This window comes from Clostridium sp. AF19-22AC (genome assembly GCF_003479085.1).
Lineage (GTDB): Bacteria > Bacillota > Clostridia > Lachnospirales > Lachnospiraceae > Faecalicatena_A > Faecalicatena_A orotica.
This window is the reverse complement of the sequence record NZ_QUGN01000003.1, coordinates 47,963-69,608: the sequence shown is the minus strand read 5'-3', so window position 1 is coordinate 69,608 and position 21,646 is coordinate 47,963. Positions and strand designations below refer to the sequence as shown.

Genomic DNA, 21,646 nt, shown 5'->3' with positions numbered 1-21,646 from the left:
TTAACAGTTGTTTTCTAGTTGAAAAACAGAAGCTAATGAGGTATACTGTATGAGATGTTCTGCTGGCATTTTCAGGCAGGACAGCAGCAATGATAAGAATAAATAAGTTTTTATTTAACAAAAGAGATGAAGAGGTGTATGTATGAGTTATCATGTAGTGATTCCGGTATTGATTTCATTCGTGCTTAGTTTGCTGATGGGACCAGTTGTGATACCGTTTCTTAGAAAACTGAAGATGGGTCAGACCGAGAGAGAGGATGGGGTGAAGTCCCATCTGAAAAAAGCGGGTACTCCGACGATGGGCGGGGTGATCATCCTTGGCAGTGTTGTGATTACTTCCTTATTATATGTAAAAGATTATCCGAACATCATCCCGATCCTGTTCCTGACAATTGGATTTGGACTGATCGGATTTCTGGACGATTATTTGAAGGTCGTCATGAAACGTTCCGACGGGCTCTACCCGAAACAGAAGATGGCGCTTCAGATCGTGGTGACTGCCATCTTTGCCTACTATATTATAAAGGTGGCTAAGATTCCGCTGACACTGCTTGTTCCATTCTCAGGCGGCAAGTACTGGGATATCGGATGGATTGCGATCCCGCTTTTATTTATTGCAGTAATCGGTACTGTAAACGGAACGAACTTTACAGACGGCCTGGATGGACTCGCATCAAGTGTAACCGTACTGGTAGCGACTTTCTTCACCGTGGTGGCGATTGGAACGAAGAGCGGCGTTGAACCGATCACCTGTGCTGTGGTAGGTGCCCTGCTTGGATTCCTCCTGTTTAACGTATATCCTGCCAGTGTTTTCATGGGGGATACCGGTTCCCTTGCTTTGGGGGGATTTGTCATAGGAACGGCTTATATGATGCAGATGCCGTTGTTTGTAATTATCGTAGGGCTGATTTATCTGGTTGAAGTCGCTTCCGTTATGATTCAGGTAACATATTTTAAGAAAACGGGAGGGAAACGGTTCTTTAAAATGGCACCGATTCATCATCATTTTGAATTATGCGGGTGGTCTGAGACGAGAGTCGTTGCTGTATTTTCAATCGTAACGGCGATTCTCTGCCTGATTGCACTCATGGGGGTATAGATTATGGACTTAAGAGAGAAAAAAGTGCTGGTATTCGGTTCTGGTATCAGCGGGATAGCGGCCGGCAGACTGCTTGTGAAACAAGGGGCAGATGTGATTTTATATGATGGCAACGCTTCTCTGGATGCGGGGAGTATCCGCAAAGAAATACTGACAGGACAGACAGAAGGGGCTGATATGCAGGTGGTTCTCGGAGAACTGCCGCAGGAGATTCTGGACACACTATCTCTGACAGTCATGAGTCCGGGGGTTCCTACCGATCTTGCAGTTGTAGGGCAGATGAGAGAAAAAGACATCCCCATATGGGGTGAGATAGAGCTGGCCTATGTATTCGGAAAAGGCGATGTCCTTGCGATTACAGGAACAAACGGGAAGACAACGACGACCGCACTCTTAGGTGAGATCATGAAGAATTACCGGGAAAGCACATTTGTTGTCGGAAATATTGGAAACCCTTACACGGCCATTGCATTGGAAACAAAGGAAGAATCAGTGATTGTTGCGGAGATGAGCAGTTTCCAGCTGGAAACCATACATACATTCCGCCCGCGGGTGAGTGCGATTCTGAATATTTCACCGGACCATCTGAACCGTCATCATACGATGGAAGCCTATATTGGGGCAAAGCAGAATATTGCAAAGAACCAGACGGCAGAAGATACATGTGTTTTGAATTATGAAGACGAAGTAACAAGAAAATTCGCGGAAAAAGTAAGTGCAGAGGTTCTATATTTCAGCAGCCGGCGTAAACTAGATAAAGGTATCTATCTGGACGGCGGCAGAATGCTCTTAAATATGGACGGCGAACCGGAGGTGGTCTGCCATATTGATGAGCTGAAGCTTCTGGGGACGCATAATCATGAAAACGTCATGGCAGCAGTTGGGATGGCAGCGGCATATGGAGTTCCGCTGGACATTATCCGCAGGACGGTCATGGATTTCCAGGGGGTTGAGCACCGTATAGAGTTTGTTGCCGAAAAGAATGGTGTTGCCTATTATAATGACTCCAAAGGAACCAACCCGGATGCAGCCATCAAGGGGATTCAGGCAATGAAACGCCCGACGCTCCTGATAGGCGGCGGATATGATAAAGATTCTTCTTATGAAGAATGGATACAGGCTTTTGACGGCAAGGTGAAAAAGCTGGTCCTTTTAGGGGCGACCAGAGAGAAGATAGATGAGACAGCCAGACGGCTTGGTTTCACCGATACGGTTCTGGCTGATACATTTGAGGAAGCAGTGGATATCTGTGTGGAAAATGCTGTTCCCGGGGATGCCGTACTCTTGTCACCGGCGTGTGCGAGCTGGGGAATGTTTAAAAATTATGAAGAACGTGGAGATAAATTCAAAGAACTTGTAAACCAGTTATAAGGAGTGAATTTATATTGGAGCGTCCTGCTAAAAAGAAGCGGTATGATTATACACTGCTGATTGTTGTGTTACTACTGGTGATAATCGGACTGGTCCTTTTATACAGCACCAGTGCCTACAACGGACGGGTTAAGTTTCACGATTCTTTCTATTACCTGAAAAAGCAGGGATTTGCAACTGCACTCGGGATGGCAGGGATGCTGATTGTGGCGAATATCGACTACCATAAATGGGCGCCTCTGGCAAAGCTCGGGTATCTGACAGCAATCCTTTTATCGGTAGCGGTTATGTTTATAGGAGATGAGTACAACGGGTCCAAAAGATGGCTTTCTTTGGGCCCGATTTCTTTTCAGCCCTCGGAGTTTGCAAAGGTGGCGATTATCCTTTTTCTTGCCTGCCTTGTCACAAAGAATGTGAAGCAGATGGGGAAATTCCGTACGCTTGTTAAGGTGATGATACCGGTGCTGCCTATTGTGGCTCTTGTAGGGGCGAGCAACCTAAGTACCGCGATCATAATCATGGGCATCGCGGTAGTGCTGATCTTCGTGGCAAGCCCAAAGTATGCCCAGTTTCTCTGGATGGGCGGTGCCGGGGTAGGTTTCATGGGAATCTTTCTGGCACTGGAGAGTTACAGGCTGGAGCGGCTTGCAATCTGGAGAAACCCGGAGCAGTATGAAAAGGGATACCAGACACTTCAGGGGCTGTATGCAATCGGATCAGGAGGCCTGTTTGGAAGAGGGCTCGGGGAAAGTGTGCAGAAGCTTGGATTCCTGCCGGAAGCGCAGAACGACATGATTTTTTCTATCATATGTGAAGAACTGGGGCTGGTAGGGGCCAGCCTGATTATCCTGTTGTTTTTGATCCTGATCTGGCGTTTTTTTGTGATTGCAACCCATGCGAAAGACCTTCTGGGGGCATTGATTGCGGCAGGGGCAATGGCACATATGATGATTCAGGTGATTTTGAATATTGCGGTTGTAACAAACTCCATTCCGAACACCGGAATCACACTGCCCTTTATCAGCTACGGGGGCACCTCGGTCATGTTTCTGCTGTTGGAAATGGGACTCGTGCTGAGTGTATCCAATTCGATTGAAAAAAGCGAGTAAGCGGTTTGGGAAAATAGGTCTTGTATAAAATGGCTTGTATTTGATAGAATAGGGCAGGGGAAGATCTTATTACCGTACGCACCCGAAGGGGCAGACGGCAATAAGATAAGTAATATAAGGAGGACGATCGATGAAGCGCGGAAAGCAGAGTAAGAAGAGCAGACGTGAGAAATATGAACAGTTTGATGATGAAGCATATATAAATGAAGTATTATACAAGGAAGGGTACCGTCCTCCTGAGAGAAAAAAGAAGAAGAGAAAGGGTGTATTTCTGGGACTTTTGACATTTGTCTTAGGGATAGCAATCATCGTTTTTGCTTTTCTCCTCCTCTTCCATATACAAAAGATAGAAGTGAAGGGAAACAAATATACAGCTGAAAATGATGTGATCGAGTGGATCAGGAGCGATAAGTACGGCATGAATTCCGTGTATGCATGGTGGAAGTTCAACAAAGCAGATACAAAGCAGCTGCCAACAATAGAATCGTCCAGGATCACCCTGAAAGCACCCTGGTCCATACGTGTGACAGTAAAGGAAAAGGAAATAACCGGATACATAGATTATAATAACCAGTATCTTTATTTTGATAAAGAAGGGACGGCACTTCTGACGACAAAAGACAAAGTGGATGGGGCCGCGTATATAGAAGGTATGGATATCGATGCATCCAAAGTAAAGATGGGAAAAATACTTCCGGTATCAGACAAAAATGTATTCCAGCGAATCGTAGAGATTTCACAGCTTATTGTAAAATACGAACTGACTCCTGACCGGATCACCTGTTCAGGCAGTGAACTGAACCTCTACTTCGGAACTGTGGAAGTCCTGCTCGGCAAGACCAATTATGAAGATCGTCTCGCACAGGTACCGCCGATCCTTGAGAAGCTGGCAGAAAAATATCCGGACGAGGAGGGAACACTCCATCTGGAGAATTTTGACGCCTCGGACAAGGCAGTCCGATTTGTGCCAAAATCATCTCAGGACAAGTCAAAAGACGATGGTGGGACAGATCAGGATGATACAGGGGACGCTCAGGACGGACAAGACCAACAGGACAGTCAGGACCAACAGGACAGTCAGGACCAACAGGACAGTCAGGACCAGCAGGACAGCCAGAATCAGACGGACAGCCAGTATCAGGAAGATGGCCAGACGGGGGAGGAGTTCCCGTAATCCATACTCCGGCAGGCAGGTTTACAGAAAAGCTGAAAAATAAGCTGTAAAGCCTTCATGAATTGAATAAAAAAAAGAGAAAATAAGCAAAAATCTATTGATTATTTATGTAAAAGACTATATTATATACTTATTGAGTTATATCGTTCAATAAAAACGGCGGCATTGCTGCTGTGTCATTCCGCATTCATAATGAACCCGGAATGTAGATTGAAGTCAAGGTCCCGACAGCTGGCTGCCGGGGATTTGGCCCCGCGGCGGATGTCACAGTCATGCTGGCATGGCGTTGTGTCGATGCCTGTGGGAATAAGGGATGTATAAAATAATATTAATAGGACGACGAAGGAGGAAACACTCTTGTTAGAAATTAAAACCAACGAATCAGAAGCAGCTGCAAGAATTATAGTTATCGGAGTCGGCGGCGGCGGTAATAACGCAGTAAACCGCATGATCGATGAGCAGATTGCAGGTGTAGAATTTATAGCAATCAATACAGATAAACAGGCACTCCAGTTATGCAAAGCACCAACTTTAATGCAGATTGGTGAGAAGCTCACAAAGGGACTTGGTGCCGGGGCACAGCCGGAAGTAGGGGAGAAGGCTGCCGAGGAAAGTTCAGAAGAAATTTCAGCCGCACTTAAAGGTGCTGACATGGTATTCGTTACCTGCGGTATGGGTGGTGGAACAGGAACAGGGGCGACTCCTGTCGTAGCACGTATAGCAAAGGAGCAGGGAGCACTGACGGTAGGCGTTGTCACAAAGCCTTTCCGTTTTGAATCAAGGACACGTATGTCCAATGCCCTTGCGGGAATTGATAAATTAAAGGAAAATGTAGACACACTGATTGTCATCCCGAATGACAAGCTGTTGGAAGTTGTTGACAGAAGGACAACCATGCCGGAAGCTTTAAAGAAAGCTGACGAAGTGTTACAGCAGGGTATTCAGGGTATCACGGACCTGATTAATGTACCTTCTCTGATCAACCTCGACTTCGCAGATATCCAGACCGTTATGAAGGACAAGGGTATCGCCCATATCGGTATCGGTGCAGGACGCGGGGACGATAAGGCATTAGAGGCAGTAAAACAGGCTGTTGCCAGCCCGCTGCTTGAGACAACCATTCAGGGCGCATCCCATGTTATCATCAATATTTCCGGTGATATCACCCTTATGGATGCATCTGATGCAGCAGAATACGTACAGGAACTTGCAGGTGAGAACGCAAACATCATCTTCGGTGCTATGTATGATGATTCCAGATCTGATGAAGCAACAATCACAGTCATTGCTACCGGCTTACATAACGTAGGCGGAAGCTCTTCCAAGTTAAAAGCAAGACTGGAAGGACAGCAGAAGGTCGGTTCCATCCTCCCGTCAGGAGACATGGTAAGCGGCAGGACACAGATTGATCCGGAGCGCAGAACTGCGGCAGCAAGACCGACAGGGGCAACAAGCAGACCGTCAGGCGGAACAATTCCGACACTCGATCAGCCAAGGACACCTTCAAGCAAGGTAAAAGAACAGTCTATAAAAATACCGGACTTCTTCAAGAAATAAGTGGGGGGACGCTAAGCGGACGGACAGACTGGGACCCGCCGTGGGTTTCGATGCCGTTTCAGGGGGCGAACCGTTTACTAAGAAAGTATAACAGCAAAAACGAGAAAAATGAAGGCACTAGCCAATATGCGGAGAAATCTTGATGATTTCTCCACAAGTTGGCTACAGAATTTGGTGTTGGGCACCAAATTCTGACCTTCATTTTTCTCGTTTTTGCTGTAACACTTTCTAAGTGCACTCTAAGCCCCCTTAAAACGGCATCGAAACCCACGCGGGTCCCAGACTGTCCGTCCACTTAGCTGTGCATCCCGGTATGGAGGGTGGGGCAGGAAAGTGGCTGGGAGAAAGCTGATCGCCAGAGAAGCATGTAGGTTAAGTATCAAAGTCTGGAGTTCTGTCTGATTTCAGTTTTGTCCACCCAGCGAATCAATACGCTGCCACTCCTATAAAGACTTCCGGGGGAATCTTTTACGGCTGGATGCGACAGCCAGTATGGGGGAGACGGGGGAGGGGTGTGGTGTTTTGAACTGCCTTAAGTGTGACTTAGAGTTCGTTATAGAAAATGAGCCTGCTATGCCGGACGAAATTTGATTCTCAAAATCAAATTTCGTCCGGCATAGCAGGCTCATTTTCTATTACAAACTCTTGTCTAAACGTCCGGCATTCAAAACACCACACCCTTCCCCCGCCTCCCCCATACTGGCGTCCCCTTCCCATAAAACAATTCCCCGTGTCGAAATTATTATTTTTTTTCTGTCAGTTTCTGACAAATTTTCTTCCCTTCTTCCCTTTATAATAAATCTTGCTTGAGTGCCAAATCGATTTAGTACCAACGAGAAAGAGGGTGGAGCATGTACTATGAATTATACATAGACGTGTTGTTTCTGGTGAATTTTATGATGGATTCTCTAATACTGCTTACCGTAAATCAGGTGCTGAAATGTCCTTCCACACATGGACGCATTTATTTAGGGGGAGTAGCCGGGGCAGGGCTTACATGTGCTGTGATTGCTGTTCCGGTACCGGGAATTATAAAACTCATTTTGTTCCACACAACAGTCAATACAATAATGATCAAGACAGGATTAAAGGTCAAAGGAAAAAGTCAATTTTGGAAAGCATTTGGTTTGCTGTATGTCGCATCTTTCCTGTATGGGGGGATTCTGCAGGCACTGCACCCATACGTGCGTGCGGGAAGTCTGTTCTTTGCTGCGGCCGTCGGCTGCTATTACCTGATAAGGGGGATCTGGGAATTTCTTACAAGACTTAAGACATTGCAGGAAAAGATTTGCGAGATTACGTTATATACAAGTGCAGGCGAACAAAGAGTAAAGGCGTTAATTGACACTGGGAATGCTCTGGAAGACAATTTGTCGAAAGAGCCGGTAAGTGTTGTAGATAAAGCTCTGGCAAGGTCTATTCTGACAGATGATGACATGAAAAACGGTTTTCATTACATACCATACCGTACAGTAGGAAAAGAGAGTATCATGCCCGTGTTCCGCATCCGGAAAATGTGCATCCACTTAAAGGAAGAGAGATGGGTAGAGAAGCCGTTTATAGGAGTTTGCGAAGAGTGTGTTTCAGAACAAGAAGAATATCAGATGATTTTAAATCCTGACCTATTAGGAGGCATATAAAATGGTTGTAAAAGTAGCAGTACCCCAGCAGTTTAAATTAAAAGTAATACCAGACTTTAGAAGTATTTTTTTCCCGAACCATAAAGAAATACATTACATCGGAGGTTCCGAGGTGCTGCCGGCCCCGCTGGAGACAGAGCGGGAAACCGAAGTGATACAGCATCTGGGTTCCGAATACGACGAGGAGGCTAAAAAACTTCTGATCGAGCATAATTTAAGGCTGGTCGTATACATAGCAAAAAAATTTGATAACACAGGGGTCGGTGTGGAAGATTTGATCTCAATCGGTACAATCGGGCTGATCAAGGCCATTAACACATTCAACCCGACCAAAAAGATCAAACTCGCGACCTACGCATCCCGGTGCATTGAGAATGAAATCCTCATGTATCTGCGCAGGAACAGTAAGACTAAGATGGAAGTCTCCATCGACGAACCGCTGAACGTGGATTGGGATGGAAACGAACTTCTTCTGTCCGACATATTAGGCACCGACGAGGATACCATATACAAAGATCTGGAAAACGAGGCAGAAAGAAAACTGCTCGTAAAAGCAATCAACAAACTGTCAAGCAGAGAAAAACTAATCGTAAAAATGCGCTTTGGCCTGGATAACCCCGAGGGGGAAGAAAAAACACAGAAAGAAGTAGCAGACCTGCTCGGCATATCCCAGTCCTACATATCAAGACTCGAGAAAAAAATCATGCAGCGGCTGAAACGCGAAATGGTGAGGTATGAGTAAAGCGGGGGGAGGGCGGCTTGCCCGGACGCTTCTGAGAATCCGGATATGGCGTGCGGCGGGGCTGTCGGGGAACGGGTAAGCGGCTAAATGAAATCCCGGGGGAAATAGCGGACACCGTGCGCATGCGGCAAAAGTCCTGATGACTTTTGCCTGTAGCCCACTCACTTTCCGGACTTGTGGTCCGTAAAGTGATCCACCATTTCCCCCGGAATTTCATCAAGCCGCTTATCCCATCCCCCTAAAAGCCCCCGCCGCACGCCATACCCGGATTCTCAGCGCTGTCTCCAGAAAGTCGCGGGGGCCCCATCGCTTTGCCCGGGGTGGTCCTCAATAGGAAGTGATAAAGCAAGTTGTATGACATGCTTACGCATGTCATATGACGATACCGTACAAAGCACATTTGAACCGCGCCAGCCAGTTCAAATGCGCGGTATTGGTAGAACTTACCGATCGGAAGTGTGTGGAGTACCGATTGGATGAACGTAGCCGTGTGGGAGGGGGGATGCCGTGTCGGGAGGCGTCTTTCAGGGATTACTGCCCTTTATCAAAACGGGAAGGGAAAGGCGGGATACACACAGGACCACAAGTCCTGTGTGTAAGCAGGTTGCAGGCCGAACTCATTAGGAGTTCGGCCGAATACCTGCGGTGCCCGCATTTCCTCTCCCGTTTTAATTAGGGGCAGTTTCCCCTGAAACCCGCTTCCCGACACGGCATCCCCCCTCCCACACGGCGGCCCTTTACCTCAAAATCCCCTCCCACATTTTCCAAAGTTCCCCTGTTAGTTTCGGGGGAAAGATGCTACAATAGAAAGAAAAGGGTTGGTGAAGCTTATGAAATTGACTTTTATCGGAGCAGCCCATGAAGTAACGGGAAGCTGTCATTTGCTGCAGGCGGCAGGGAAGAATATTCTTGTGGACTGTGGTATGGAGCAGGGGCCGGACCTGTATGAAAATCCGGGACTTCCGATTCCGGAGACGGATATTGACTATGTGCTCTTGACCCATGCGCATATTGACCATTCCGGGTTACTTCCGCTGCTGGCTAAGAAAGGCTTCAAGGGCGAGATATTCACGACTTTTGCAACTGCTGACCTGTGCAATATTATGCTTCGTGACAGCGCCCATATCCAGGAATTTGAGGCAGAATGGAGGAACAGGAAGGGACGGCGTGCAGGACAGCCGGTATTCGAACCAATCTATGTGATGCAGGATGCACTGGATGCCATAGAACGGATTGTACCCTGCCAGTATTCAGAGAGAATCAGGATCTGCGACGGGGTTGAAGTACGCTTTACGGATGTCGGGCATCTGCTTGGTTCAGCAAGTATTGAAGTGTGGATAACAGAGGGGGATATCTCCAAGAAGATTGTATTTTCTGGTGATGTAGGCAATACCAATCAGCCTATTATCAAAGATCCGAGTTATACAGAAGCAGCCGACTATGTTGTGATTGAGTCCACCTATGGCAACCGTGTCCATTCTACAGAGAAGATAGACTACCTGAAAGATTTTACAAAGGTCCTGAGGGAAACATTTGACAGAAAGGGAAATGTAGTCATTCCTTCTTTTGCAGTCGGCAGGACGCAGGAGATGCTGTATTTCATCCGGGAGATCAAGGAGCAGAATCTGCTGAAAGAGTATCCGGATTTTGAGGTTTATCTCGACAGCCCTCTGGCAATCGAGGCCACGAAGGTTTTTTCAAAAAATATGAGGGAATGTTTCGATGAGGATGCCCTGAAACTGGTCAATGCGGGGATTAACCCTCTTGTATTCCCGGGATTGAAGACATCTACAACAAGTGATGATTCAAGGATGATTAATCTGATTGAAAAGCCGAAGGTTATTATTTCTGCATCCGGCATGTGTGATGCCGGGCGAATCCGCCACCATTTGAAGCATAACCTGTGGAGGCCGGAGTGTACGATTTTATTTGTAGGTTATCAGGCAAATGGAACTCTGGGCAGGAGGCTTCTGGAAGGGGAAAAGAATGTCAGGCTTTTCGGAGAGCCGATCGAAGTACACGCAAGGATAGAGAGTCTGCACGGAGTCAGCGGCCATGCGGATATGAATGGGCTTTTAGACTGGCTTGGCGGTTTCAAGACGCCTCTGGAACATGTGTTTGTCGTGCATGGGGAAGATGGGGTTACAGATGAGTTTGCAGCGACGATAGAAGAGAAATTCGGATGTCCGGCGTGGGCGCCTTTCCCGAATGGAGAAGTAGACCTTGCAGCAAATGAGATCCTCAGCGAGGGCGTAAGGATCCCTGTAAAAGCCAAAAAACCTGCACAAAAGAAAGCAGATGCGGCATTCGAGAGACTGCTTGCGGCTGGAAGGCGGCTTCTGGATGTTATTTACAGGAACGAAGGCATCGCCAACAAGGATAAGGCAAAATTTGAAAATCAGATCAACAATCTGGCCGATAAATGGGACAGCTGGGAATAGGTAAGTGCTGTCATATATTTTGACAAAAATGGATGCGTTTTTATAACGTAGAAATCTTCTTTCTCCACATACTAAGTGTGCACAGATGTGTATTCATTTATGTGGAGAAAGGAGATTTTTTTATGCAGGAAGAACATTTGGCAATTGCGTCTATTCCGATTCAGCAATGGGGCGCGTTATATGATGAAAAAGAAGCGATGGCTGCAGGTACCATTTTCCGGGATCTGAACAAGCCGTTTTTTGCGGCGGAAATTGAAAAGAAGGATATCAAAGAAGCTGCACCGAAGTCTGAGGAGCAGAGGGAAAGAGAAACGCTGCTAACCAAAATAGCAGAGACAAGTTTTTTACTGGACGATCTGACGTTGTATCTGGATACTCATATGAGTGACACCCAGGCACTCGATATGTACAGTCAGAAAACGAAGGAGAGGGATGAGCTGAAAAAACAATTTGCAGCAAAGTTTTATCCCCTGACGAGAGACTGCATCATTTACTGTGAGAGTGGCGGGAAGTTCTGCTGGCAGGACGGTCCCATGCCCTGGGAAGGAGCGTGTGTTTAAATGTGGATATATGAAAAAAGATTACAGTTTCCGGTTAAAATTACAAAAACCTGTCCGAAGACGGCCCAGATGATCATCAGCCAGTACGGCGGACCCGACGGAGAGCTCTCCGCATCCATGCGGTATCTTTCACAGAGGTATACCATGCCTGTGAAACAGGTGGGCGGTCTTTTGACAGATATCGGTACAGAAGAACTGGCGCATATGGAGATTATCTGCGCGATGGTTTATCAGCTGACAAAGCACCTGACAATTGAGCAGGCAAAAGAGGCAGGATTTGATGCCTACTATATAGACCATACGACCGCTCTCTGGCCGCAGGCCGCATCCGCGCTGCCATTTACGTCCATCGAATTCCAGTCCAAGGGCGATGCCATTACAGACCTGACGGAGGACCTTGCGGCAGAACAGAAAGCAAGAACAGTATACGACAACCTGCTGCGGATGATTCCCGACCCTGAGGTCAGAGAACCACTGAAATTCTTAAGGGCGAGAGAAGTCGTGCATTTCCAGAGATTCGGGGAAGCATTAGAAAAAACGAAAGAAAAACTGGATTCAAAGAATTATTATTACTTCAATCCTGAATTCGATAAAGGAATGATGAAAACAGAGTTGTAAGACAAAAAAATTATAAACTGGCGCTATACAAAAGAATTCCCGATTTATTTAATGGCGCCAGTTTATACATATTAATCAAATTGTTTTTCCCCCACAATATCCTTATACCTGCGGAACAGGTTCTCCCTCGTCGATACAAATTCAGGAATATATTCCTTTAAAATTCTTGCTGCCAGTTCTTTTGCCAGATTGCCATCATATATATGGCTTGTATCATTTCTATCTTTTAGCATATGAAGCCATATAGTTTCGTCCATGAAATCAAAGATGTGATAGGCCTCTTTTATGATAGCCCTCGGTGAGCCTGTCTTTCCTATGGAACTTCCTTCGTACAGAATGAATTCCTTCAATACTTTCCATCCAAGTTCAAATTGAATGAAGAATTTATCTATAATCCCCGAAACTATAAATTCATTCTGAATATCTTCTTTATATGCTTTTTCCAAAACAGCCAGATTGCTGCAGTAATTATCAAATTTTCTCATATAATATGATCCCATCCTTCCTGATGTTTTCCAATAATTCTTCCCGGGCTGTTGACAAATCCACGATGTCATACTGCAGTAAGGTATCTGTCTTTTCATCCACATCCAATGCAAAGTCCACGATATTCTTTCCCTCTACAGCCAGATCAATATCACTTTTTTCCAGATAACATCCTCTGGCTCTTGAGCCGAACAAAATGACCCTTGAAAGATCATAAAACTTTGCCAAATCTATAATTTCTTCTAAAACCTGCCTGCGTATTCCTGTTTTTCCTGTACACATAATATTTCCTATCCATCTGTTTTTTACCATTATACACAAAAGAATCTCTAAATTCAACTTGCGTTATCCCACCAGAGCCGAATCGTATTGTCAAGGACTAAAACTTTTTTTAATTTTCTCCCCAAAGAATAACTGCCGGCCAGAATGAGAATGATTTTACTAGATCAAATTTTCGTCTAGGAGGATTTTTATTATGGCTTTGAATAAAGTGGAATTATGTGGTGTCAATACAGCGAAGCTCCCACTCTTGAAAGAAGAAGAGAAGGTGGCTTTGTTTTCCCGTATTAAGGAAGGGGACGAAGAGGCGCGGGAACAGTATATTAAAGGGAATTTAAGGCTGGTCTTAAGTGTGATTAAGCGGTTTTCAAGCAGTAATGAGAATGCGGATGACCTGTTCCAGATCGGCTGCGTAGGACTCATGAAGGCGGTGGACCATTTTGACCCGGACAGGGCGGTGAAGTTTTCTACTTATGCAGTTCCAATGATTATCGGGGAAATCAGAAGGTATTTAAGGGACAATAATTCCATCCGTGTCAGCAGGTCCTTAAGGGATACCGCTTATAAGGCAATCTATGCGAAGGAAGGCTATATGAAGAAGCATTTAAAGGAGCCTACCGTGCAGGAGATTGCAGAGGAGATCGGAATCTCCAAAGAGGATATCGTCTTTGCTCTGGATGCCATACAGATGCCTATGAGCCTGCATGAGCCTGTGTACTCGGACGGGGGGGATACGCTGTATGTCATGGACCAGGTGAGCGATAAGAAGAATAAGGAGGAAAACTGGGTAGAGGAGCTGTCACTGGAAGCCGCGATGGAGCGTCTCAATGAGCGGGAGCGCTATATCATTACCCTCCGTTTCTTTGAAGGAAAGACCCAGATGGAAGTGGCCGAGGAGATCAAGATATCACAGGCACAGGTCAGCCGTCTGGAGAAAAATGCACTGAAAGTAATGAAGCAGTACCTGCTTGGATAAACACATTCAGAAAAAATCCCTATTTATGGTTGAAATTTCCATGACTTCATACTATGATAAACGTAGATTATAAGTAACTGTTCTATACAGATACGATAATAAGGAAGGTATGGAGAGGAACCATGTATAAAGCTTGCATTTTTGATTTAGACGGAACATTGACAGATACTTTGGATTCTTTGACTTTTTCTGTGAATGAGACACTGAAAGAGATGGGACTTCCACCGATCACCCGGGATGAATGCCGGATGTTTGTCGGCAACGGCGCTAAGGTGCTTTTAGAGAAATCCCTGAAAGCGTCAGGTGAGAAGGATCTGGCACGGCTTGACGAGGCCATGCAAAGATATGACCGCATATTTAAGACCGGATGCACATATCATGTAGTACCGTATGACGGGATCATGGAACTGCTATCAAAGCTTAAGCCGGCGGGAATCAGGATGGCGGTACTGTCCAACAAGCCGGACAGAGATGCTTTGAGCGTCGTGAAAGAGATTTTCGGCACGGATACATTTCAGTGGATACAGGGCCAGAAAGAGGGCGTACCAAGAAAGCCGGACCCTGCGGCAGCGCTCGATATTGCGCAGAAGCTACAGGCAGATGCGTCAGAGACGTTGTATATCGGCGATTCTGAAGTGGACATTGCGACAGGGAGAGCGGCCGGGATGAAGACCATAGGAGTATCCTGGGGATTCAGGGGCAGAGAAGCCCTCAGAGAAGCGGGAGCTGAACTGATTATGGATTCGCCGCTTGAGATCTTTGAATTTATCAATGATAGGGAGGTGGAAAGTCATGAATGAATACGATGAGGAATGTTTACTTACATTTTTGCAGAAACAGTCCCAGCTGTTTGACGAACCTGTGGCTGAGACACTGGAGGAGGCAGAAGCCTTCCTGGAAGACTGCATGGCAGTGGTTGTTGATTCCATTGACGAGGTAAGGGAATATTTTGAGGAGAGCGGGATCGATGTCGATGCGATGACTCCGGAAGAACTGGAAGAAGCGTCAGAAGTATTCGCACTGCAGAATGGTCAGTATCTGATTGTGGAAGGATAATCCACACATACAAAAGCCGCAGAATTATTTCACTGCGGCTTTTTCTGTGGCTTCTTTTATTGCATCCAGGATCACCTGGGATGTGTACGGGGTATCATCGGATAACGAAATTTCCTCGAGCGACTGCTTATCATAGACCTGATCAGCAATTTCTTCGATTGCCGGCTGGATGAGCGGGAACATGGTTGTCATCGCCTCATCCAGATTGGAGAAGCGGATGGAGTTGATATGTGACTCATCCACGGATACTTCGACCTCCAGGTTTGTGTTGTTCAGAGTCAGTGTTGAAGTGTAGACCCCCGGAGTGTACTGTTTTTTCGCATCTGCACTTTTATCTTTCCCTCCGGGACGGAACATAACTACCAGCAGAATGACAAGCAGTATGCCCAGTGCCACAAAAACTGCGGTATAAATGATTTCTTTCATATGCAGAACGATGATTTTAGTTTTAGAACCCATGAAAAAGACCTCCCATGTTAGCCATTTTATTTCCATTTCGCTTTTTATAAGTGTATGACGGGAAACCGAAAAATATTCGCGGCTTTTACGTGACAAATAGGATGCAATCCTGTAAAATGTATGGAGATGCGGCGTATCAGCCACATTTGGAAAATTCAGGCTGTGTTTAATTTTTAATTACGGCCCTGCATGAAGAGGTGAAAGTTATGTATATTATTGCTGGATTGGGAAATCCGGATAAACAATACGAAGGAACAAGGCATAATGTGGGATTTGAAGTCATTGATGCCATTGCTGGCCAATATAATATATCAGTGGACACGAGGAAGCACCGTGCATTCATAGGGAAAGGCATTATCGGGGGCCAGAAGGTGATTCTGGCAAAGCCCATGACTTATATGAATCTCAGCGGTGAGAGTATTATCAGTCTCGTGGATTACTACAAGGTGGATATTGAGCAGGAACTGATTATTATTTATGATGATGTGAGCCTCGGCGTCGGACAGCTGCGCATCCGGGCAAAGGGAAGTGCCGGAGGGCACAATGGGATCAAGAGCATCATTGCACATCTGGGAAGTCAGGTATTTCCACGGATTAAGGTTGGCGTTGGTGAAAAGCCGCCGAGGTATGATCTGGCAGACTATGTGCTTGGGCATTTTACAAAAGCGGAGCATGAATTGATGGAAGAAGGCTACAGTCAGGCGGTACATGCCGTGGAAATGATTACGGCCGGGGAGATTCAGGCCGCGATGAATGAATATAACCGCAAAAAGAAGGAAGAGTAGACTTATGCAGGCTTTTTTAGCGCCGCTTTCCGAGCTGGCGGAGTATAATGAGATTTTTTCAAAGCGAAAAAAGGAAAAAGGAATCCTGCAGATCGCGGGATGTGTCAACTCACAGAAGACGCACCTGATGTATGCATTAAGCGATGGTTGTTTTTACAAAATCATCGCTTTTTCCAGTGATGAAAAGGCGAAGAAAGCCTATGAGGAATATCGCTTTCTGGATGAGGATGTGTACCTTTACCCGGCAAAGGACCTGCTCTTTTACCATGCTGATATCAAGGGCAAGTATCTTGTAAAGCAGCGCATGGAAGTGGTAAAGGCAATTTTTGAGACCGGAAATGAAGGCAGTGCTTCAGCAGGAGATGCCGGGGGGACTGAAAACGGGATTACTATCATTACGACGATCGATGCTTTTCTGGATGGAATGTCCCCGCTTAATGACATTTCTGAAAAGAGGATTCATATTTCAGGAGAGGGGGCCGTTGATTTTACAAAACTCCAGAAAAAACTTTCAGCGATGGGGTATGAGAGAGAGACAGAAGTCGAGGGGCCGGGACAGTTTGCCGTGAGAGGCGGGATTCTGGACGTGTTCCCCCTGACAGAAGAGCTTCCCGTCCGTATAGAACTGTGGGGCGACGAGGTGGACTCGATCCGTACGTTTGACGTGGAGAGCCAGCGTTCGGTTGAGAATCTGGACGAGGTCGTGATTTACCCCGCCGCAGAGCTTCAGGGGGACAGTGCAGACTGTGTTTCCTTTCTGGATTATTTCCCAGTTTCAAAAAGTATATTATTTCTGGATGAACCTGTACGACTTCTGGAACGTCTGGACGAGGTGGAGGAAGAATTCCTGAACAGTCAGAAAAACAGGGAGGCCGCGGGAATTCAGGATGAGGAAGAGGATCTGCGTGTGTTTTCCACAAAAGAGCTTGTGGAGAAGATGAACCAGTATTACGGGATCGGACTGACGACGCTGGAGTCAAAATGCGGTTCTTTTCATGTGCGGGATACTTACAGTCTTCAGACAAAGGGTGTAAATCCGTACAATAACAGCTTCGAAATGCTGACGAGGGACTTGAAGAGGCTGAAAAGAAATGGGTACCGCGTGATCCTCCTTTCCGGCTCCAGGACGCGTGCACGGCGTCTTGCAGAGGATCTGCGGGATTATGACCTGAGCAGTTTTTACAGCGAGGATATGGGCCGCATCGTACAGCCCGGGGAGATCATGGTTGCGTACGGGCATGTGGAAGAGGGATATGAATATCCGATGCTGAAGTTCATGGTCATCTCAGAGACCGATATTTTCGGGAAACACAAAAAGAAGAAACGCCGGAAAGTCTATGAGGGGCAGAAGATCCAGAACTTCTCGGAACTGAAGGCCGGGGACTATGTTGTACATGAAAACCACGGTTTGGGAATTTATCAGGGCATCGAAAAGATTGAAGTAGACAAAATCACGAAAGACTACATGAAGATTACCTATGCCGGGGGAGGCGCGCTTTATATTCTGGCGACCCAGCTGGACCTGATCCAGAAGTATGCGGGGGCGGACGCAAAGAAACCAAAGCTGAACAAGCTGGGAACGAGCCAGTGGGCGAAGACAAAGAGCCAGGTACGCGGAGCAGTCAGGGAGATTGCGAAGGACCTGGTAGAGCTGTATGCGGCAAGGCAGCAGGCCGAAGGGTATGCCTATGAGACGGACACCGTATGGCAGAAGGAATTTGAGGAGATGTTTCCTTTTGAGGAAACGGACGACCAGCTCCAGGCGATTGCCGACACTAAACGGGATATGGAAAGCAGGAAGATCATGGACCGTCTGATCTGTGGGGATGTCGGGTATGGGAAGACTGAGATTGCAATCAGGGCCGCCTTTAAAGCGGTTCAGGAGGGAAAGCAGGTCGTTTATCTTGTGCCGACTACGATTCTGGCCCAGCAGCATTACAACACGTTTGTACAGAGGATGAAAGACTTCCCGGTCAGGGTGGACCTCCTGTGCAGATTCAGGACTTCCACGCAGCAGAAGAAGACGGTGGAAGATTTAAAGAAAGGCCTTGTGGACATTGTGATCGGAACACACAGGGTCCTGTCAAAGGATGTCATGTTCAAAGACTTAGGCCTGCTGATTATTGATGAGGAGCAGCGTTTCGGGGTCACACACAAGGAGAAGATCAAGAAGCTGAAAGAAAATATAGACGTACTGACTCTGACAGCCACACCGATTCCCAGAACGCTCCATATGAGCCTGATCGGAATCAGGGATATGAGCGTGCTGGAAGAAGCCCCGATGGACCGTATGCCGATTCAGACCTATGTAATGGAATACAATGACGAGATGGTCAGGGAGGCCATAGAAAGAGAACTGTCCCGTGACGGACAGGTCTACTATGTATACAACCGTGTCAGCGACATCGCAGATGTGGCGGGCAGGATCCAGAGGCTTGTCCCGGATGCCGTAGTATCGTTTGCCCACGGCCAGATGAACGAGCGGGAACTGGAAAATATTATGTATGACTTCATTAACGGTGATATTGATGTCCTCGTTTCCACGACGATCATTGAGACGGGACTGGATATTTCCAATGTAAATACAATGATCATCCACGATGCGGACCGGCTGGGACTCTCCCAGCTCTACCAGCTTCGGGGGAGGGTCGGGCGTTCGAACCGTATGGCATATGCGTTTCTTCTGTACAGAAGGGATAAGATGCTCAAAGAAATTGCGGAGAAGCGCCTCGCCGCGATCCGTGAATTTACGGATCTTGGTTCCGGGTTTAAGATCGCCATGCGGGATCTGGAAATACGCGGGGCGGGCAACCTCCTAGGCGCCCGGCAGCACGGCCATATGGAGGCCGTGGGATATGACCTGTACTGTAAGATGCTCAATGAGGCCGTGAAACAGCTGAAGGGGGAGATGGAAGAAGATGTGTATACAACCTCCATCGACCTGAATATCGATGCGTATATTCCAGAGTCTTATATTGCAAATGAATTCCAGAAGCTGGATGTCTATAAACGGATTGCCAGCATTGAGAATGAAGAGGAGATGGACGATATGATCGAAGAACTCATCGACCGTTTCGGCGACATCCCGAGGAAGGTGCAGCAGCTTTTGAACATTGCAGGCTTAAAGGCGCTGGCTCATTCTGCCTATGTAACGGCAGTGGAGCAAAAAGGAGATGCATACCAGCTTACCATGTATGAGAAAGCAAAGGTACAGCCGCAGAAAATACCGGGACTTCTCAAGGCCTACAATGGCAGCCTTGTATTCAAGGCCGACACACCGCCGTATTTCCTGTACCAGAAGAAGGGGCGCAGCGGGAAGACAAAGGACGAGGACGTTCTGGAATTGGTGAAAAAGCTGTTAAATGATATAAAAGGCTTGTTAGAATAATAAAAAAAGGCTATAATAATGAAGTTAGAATGTACGTAGGAGGATATTATGGGACAGTTCAGAAAGAAATTGATAATTATGGCGGCAGCGGGAGCCCTTGCAGTGTCATCTCTGGCAGGATGCAGCCGTTCTATGGATAATGATGCGGTCGTGGCAGAGGTTGGAAAGGATAAGATCACACTGGGTGTTGCCAATTTTTATGCCAGAATGCAGCAGGCTCAGTATGAGACCTATTATGCGGGTATGATGGGGATGACTGGTGAGGACATGTGGAAGCAGGAGGTTGAGGATGGCAAGACCTACGAAGACGGTATGAAAGAAAGTCTCCTTGAGGCTCTGGAGAACATGTATCTTTTGAACCAGCATGCGGCGGATTATGATATTGAACTGACTGATGATGATAAAAAGGCGATTGATAAGGCAGCTAATCTCTTTGTAGAAGATAACACCCTGGAGGACAAAGAGGCGGTTTCCGGGTATGAGAAGAATGTAAAGAAGTACCTGGAGCTTGCTACCATACAGAGCAGGATGGACCAGCCGATGAAGGAAGGCGTTGACGAAGAGGTGTCTGATGAAGAGGCCGCGCAGAAGAGCATGCAGTATGTTTTGTTCTCTTATAATAAGACAGATGCGGATGGTAATTCAGAGGCCATGACTGATGACGAGAAAGCGGCCCAGAAGCAGAAGGCACAGGAATTTGCAGACAGCTTAAAAGCAGGGGACAATCCGGATATAGGGGCTCTGGCACAGGAAGCAGGACAGGAAGTAAAGACAGCTACATTTGATGCCGATTCCACATCCCCGAATGCAGATCTGGTGAAGGCAGCGGATGCTCTTGAGAATGAAGGGGACGTCACAGACATCGTTGATACGGATTCAGGTATTTATGTGGCAAAAGTGACCAGTTTCCTTGACAGAGAAGCTACCGATGCAAAGAAGGAATCCATTGTGGAAGAGAGAAAGCAGGAGCAGTATGATTCTCTTCTGAAGAAGTGGAGAGAAGACACAGAGATAACAGAACATAAAAATGTTTGGAAGAAAGTCAATTTTGAAAAGCAGGGTGTCACTGTAAAGCAGAGTGAAGACGACTATTCGGATAATGAATAAATAAAATACTTGAAATTGCAGTCTTTGGATGATAGAATACTAATCAGTCCGTGAGGGAGTAATTGGCGCAGGATATGCGTGGTAAGTCAACATACTGACTGGAAAGTCTGGCTTATCTTAATTAATGAGACTCATGTACAGTTTATTTGCTGTACATGTGTCTTTTTTTTGCCCTTTTATTCTAACCCACGTCAGATTCATTACACAGGAGGAAAAAAGAATGGGATTTATAGAATTATTTTTACTGGCAGTAGGATTATCAATGGATGCATTTGCGGTGTCCGTCTGTAAGGGCCTGGCGATGCCCAGGATTACCGTGAAAAAAGTATCTATTGTTGCACTGTGGTTTGGAGGGTTTCAGGCACTGATGCCGCTCATCGGTTACATTCTGGGCGTACAGTTTCAGGATAAAATCACGGCTGTAGACCACTGGATCGCCTTTATCCTGCTTGGAATCATCGGTGTGAACATGGTCAGGGAATCACTCTCGGGGGAATGCGAAAATACAAGTGATTCCCTGGACATAAAAACGATGTTTGTTCTGGCCGTGGCAACCAGTATAGATGCACTGGCGGTGGGAATCACCTTTGCATTTCTCCGTGTGAATATCATCCCCGCCGTATCTTTTATAGGAGTGACTACATTCATCCTGTCGGCCGCCGGAGTAAAGATCGGGAATGTGTTTGGGACAAAATACAAATCAAAAGCAGAGCTCGCAGGAGGAATCATCCTGATCCTTCTGGGGGTGAAGATCCTGCTGGAACATCTGGGGGTCCTGTAAAACGATGGTATTTCCAAA

General features: G+C 46.6%; 20 protein-coding genes. 17 read left to right on the top strand and 3 right to left on the bottom strand.

Features of this window, described 5'->3' with window-relative positions:
* Positions 1 to 142: 142 nt before the first annotated feature.
* From mraY to DWX43_RS04235, 10 genes are all read left to right on the top strand, one after another.
* Positions 143 to 1,099 (top strand): phospho-N-acetylmuramoyl-pentapeptide-transferase, encoded by a 957-nt coding sequence (gene mraY / locus DWX43_RS04280; RefSeq protein ID WP_109729405.1) that lies wholly within the window; start codon positions 143 to 145, stop codon positions 1,097 to 1,099.
* Between the two features lie 3 nt (positions 1,100 to 1,102).
* Positions 1,103 to 2,470 (top strand): UDP-N-acetylmuramoyl-L-alanine--D-glutamate ligase, encoded by a 1,368-nt coding sequence (gene murD, locus DWX43_RS04275; protein ID WP_118619008.1) that lies wholly within the window; start codon positions 1,103 to 1,105, stop codon positions 2,468 to 2,470.
* A 14-nt stretch (positions 2,471 to 2,484) separates the two neighbouring features.
* Positions 2,485 to 3,579, top strand: a complete 1,095-nt coding sequence (locus tag DWX43_RS04270; RefSeq protein WP_118619006.1) for a putative peptidoglycan glycosyltransferase FtsW — start codon at positions 2,485 to 2,487, stop codon at positions 3,577 to 3,579.
* Positions 3,580 to 3,709: 130 nt separating this feature from the next.
* Positions 3,710 to 4,753: an FtsQ-type POTRA domain-containing protein gene (locus DWX43_RS04265; protein WP_118619004.1), complete on the top strand. Its 1,044-nt coding sequence runs from the start codon at positions 3,710 to 3,712 to the stop codon at positions 4,751 to 4,753.
* 357 nt (positions 4,754 to 5,110) lie between these two features.
* Positions 5,111 to 6,310: a cell division protein FtsZ gene (gene ftsZ, locus DWX43_RS04260; protein ID WP_109729401.1), complete on the top strand. Its 1,200-nt coding sequence runs from the start codon at positions 5,111 to 5,113 to the stop codon at positions 6,308 to 6,310.
* Positions 6,311 to 7,161: 851 nt separating this feature from the next.
* A complete protein-coding gene (locus DWX43_RS04255) occupies positions 7,162 to 7,950 on the top strand; it encodes a sigma-E processing peptidase SpoIIGA (protein WP_118619002.1) in 789 nt (262 codons plus the stop codon).
* 1 nt (position 7,951) lies between these two features.
* Positions 7,952 to 8,692, top strand: coding sequence for an RNA polymerase sporulation sigma factor SigE (gene sigE / locus DWX43_RS04250; protein WP_109729399.1), 741 nt, complete (start codon positions 7,952 to 7,954; stop codon positions 8,690 to 8,692).
* A gap of 830 nt (positions 8,693 to 9,522) precedes the next feature.
* Positions 9,523 to 11,133 (top strand): MBL fold metallo-hydrolase, encoded by a 1,611-nt coding sequence (locus tag DWX43_RS04245; protein WP_109729836.1) that lies wholly within the window; start codon positions 9,523 to 9,525, stop codon positions 11,131 to 11,133.
* Positions 11,134 to 11,255: 122 nt separating this feature from the next.
* A complete protein-coding gene (locus tag DWX43_RS04240; protein ID WP_242995920.1) occupies positions 11,256 to 11,693 on the top strand; it encodes a spore coat protein CotJB in 438 nt (145 codons plus the stop codon).
* Complete coding sequence (locus DWX43_RS04235) at positions 11,694 to 12,311, top strand: manganese catalase family protein (protein WP_109729397.1); 618 nt, start codon at positions 11,694 to 11,696, stop codon at positions 12,309 to 12,311.
* Between the two features lie 71 nt (positions 12,312 to 12,382).
* On the opposite strand, the gene DWX43_RS04230 is transcribed toward DWX43_RS04235, so the two are convergent.
* The gene (locus DWX43_RS04230) at positions 12,383 to 12,796 is read right to left on the bottom strand and encodes an HI0074 family nucleotidyltransferase substrate-binding subunit (protein WP_118619000.1); all 414 of its coding nucleotides are present in this window, start codon (positions 12,794 to 12,796) and stop codon (positions 12,383 to 12,385) included.
* On the bottom strand, positions 12,783 to 13,079 hold the full coding sequence (locus DWX43_RS04225; protein WP_118618998.1) for a nucleotidyltransferase domain-containing protein: 297 nt from the start codon (positions 13,077 to 13,079) through the stop codon (positions 12,783 to 12,785). Before DWX43_RS04225 ends, DWX43_RS04230 begins: the two co-directional genes overlap by 14 nt.
* 193 nt (positions 13,080 to 13,272) lie before the next feature.
* Between DWX43_RS04225 and sigG the strand changes: the two genes are divergently transcribed.
* The 3 genes from sigG to DWX43_RS04210 all read left to right on the top strand — a co-directional run bounded on the left by sigG (position 13,273) and on the right by DWX43_RS04210 (position 15,108).
* Positions 13,273 to 14,052 (top strand): RNA polymerase sporulation sigma factor SigG, encoded by a 780-nt coding sequence (gene sigG / locus DWX43_RS04220; RefSeq protein ID WP_109729396.1) that lies wholly within the window; start codon positions 13,273 to 13,275, stop codon positions 14,050 to 14,052.
* A 122-nt stretch (positions 14,053 to 14,174) separates the two neighbouring features.
* A complete protein-coding gene (locus DWX43_RS04215; protein ID WP_118618996.1) occupies positions 14,175 to 14,852 on the top strand; it encodes an HAD-IA family hydrolase in 678 nt (225 codons plus the stop codon).
* Positions 14,845 to 15,108, top strand: coding sequence for a glyoxalase (locus DWX43_RS04210; RefSeq protein ID WP_109729394.1), 264 nt, complete (start codon positions 14,845 to 14,847; stop codon positions 15,106 to 15,108). Before DWX43_RS04215 ends, DWX43_RS04210 begins: the two co-directional genes overlap by 8 nt.
* Before the next feature lie 24 nt (positions 15,109 to 15,132).
* On the opposite strand, the gene DWX43_RS04205 is transcribed toward DWX43_RS04210, so the two are convergent.
* Complete coding sequence (locus DWX43_RS04205; RefSeq protein ID WP_109729393.1) at positions 15,133 to 15,567, bottom strand: hypothetical protein; 435 nt, start codon at positions 15,565 to 15,567, stop codon at positions 15,133 to 15,135.
* A 206-nt stretch (positions 15,568 to 15,773) separates the two neighbouring features.
* On the opposite strand from DWX43_RS04205, the gene pth reads away from it, so the two are divergent.
* The 4 genes from pth (at position 15,774) to DWX43_RS04185 (ending at position 21,628) form a co-directional block, all read left to right on the top strand.
* A complete protein-coding gene (gene pth / locus DWX43_RS04200) occupies positions 15,774 to 16,352 on the top strand; it encodes an aminoacyl-tRNA hydrolase (RefSeq protein WP_109729392.1) in 579 nt (192 codons plus the stop codon).
* A 4-nt stretch (positions 16,353 to 16,356) separates the two neighbouring features.
* Positions 16,357 to 19,740 carry a transcription-repair coupling factor gene (mfd, locus tag DWX43_RS04195; protein WP_118618994.1) on the top strand — a complete coding sequence of 1,128 codons (3,384 nt, stop codon included), beginning with the start codon at positions 16,357 to 16,359 and terminating at the stop codon, positions 19,738 to 19,740.
* Between the two features lie 48 nt (positions 19,741 to 19,788).
* Complete coding sequence (locus tag DWX43_RS04190; RefSeq protein ID WP_118618992.1) at positions 19,789 to 20,847, top strand: peptidylprolyl isomerase; 1,059 nt, start codon at positions 19,789 to 19,791, stop codon at positions 20,845 to 20,847.
* Between the two features lie 220 nt (positions 20,848 to 21,067).
* Positions 21,068 to 21,628, top strand: a complete 561-nt coding sequence (locus DWX43_RS04185; protein WP_109729389.1) for a manganese efflux pump MntP family protein — start codon at positions 21,068 to 21,070, stop codon at positions 21,626 to 21,628.
* The last annotated feature ends 18 nt before the right edge of the window (positions 21,629 to 21,646 follow it).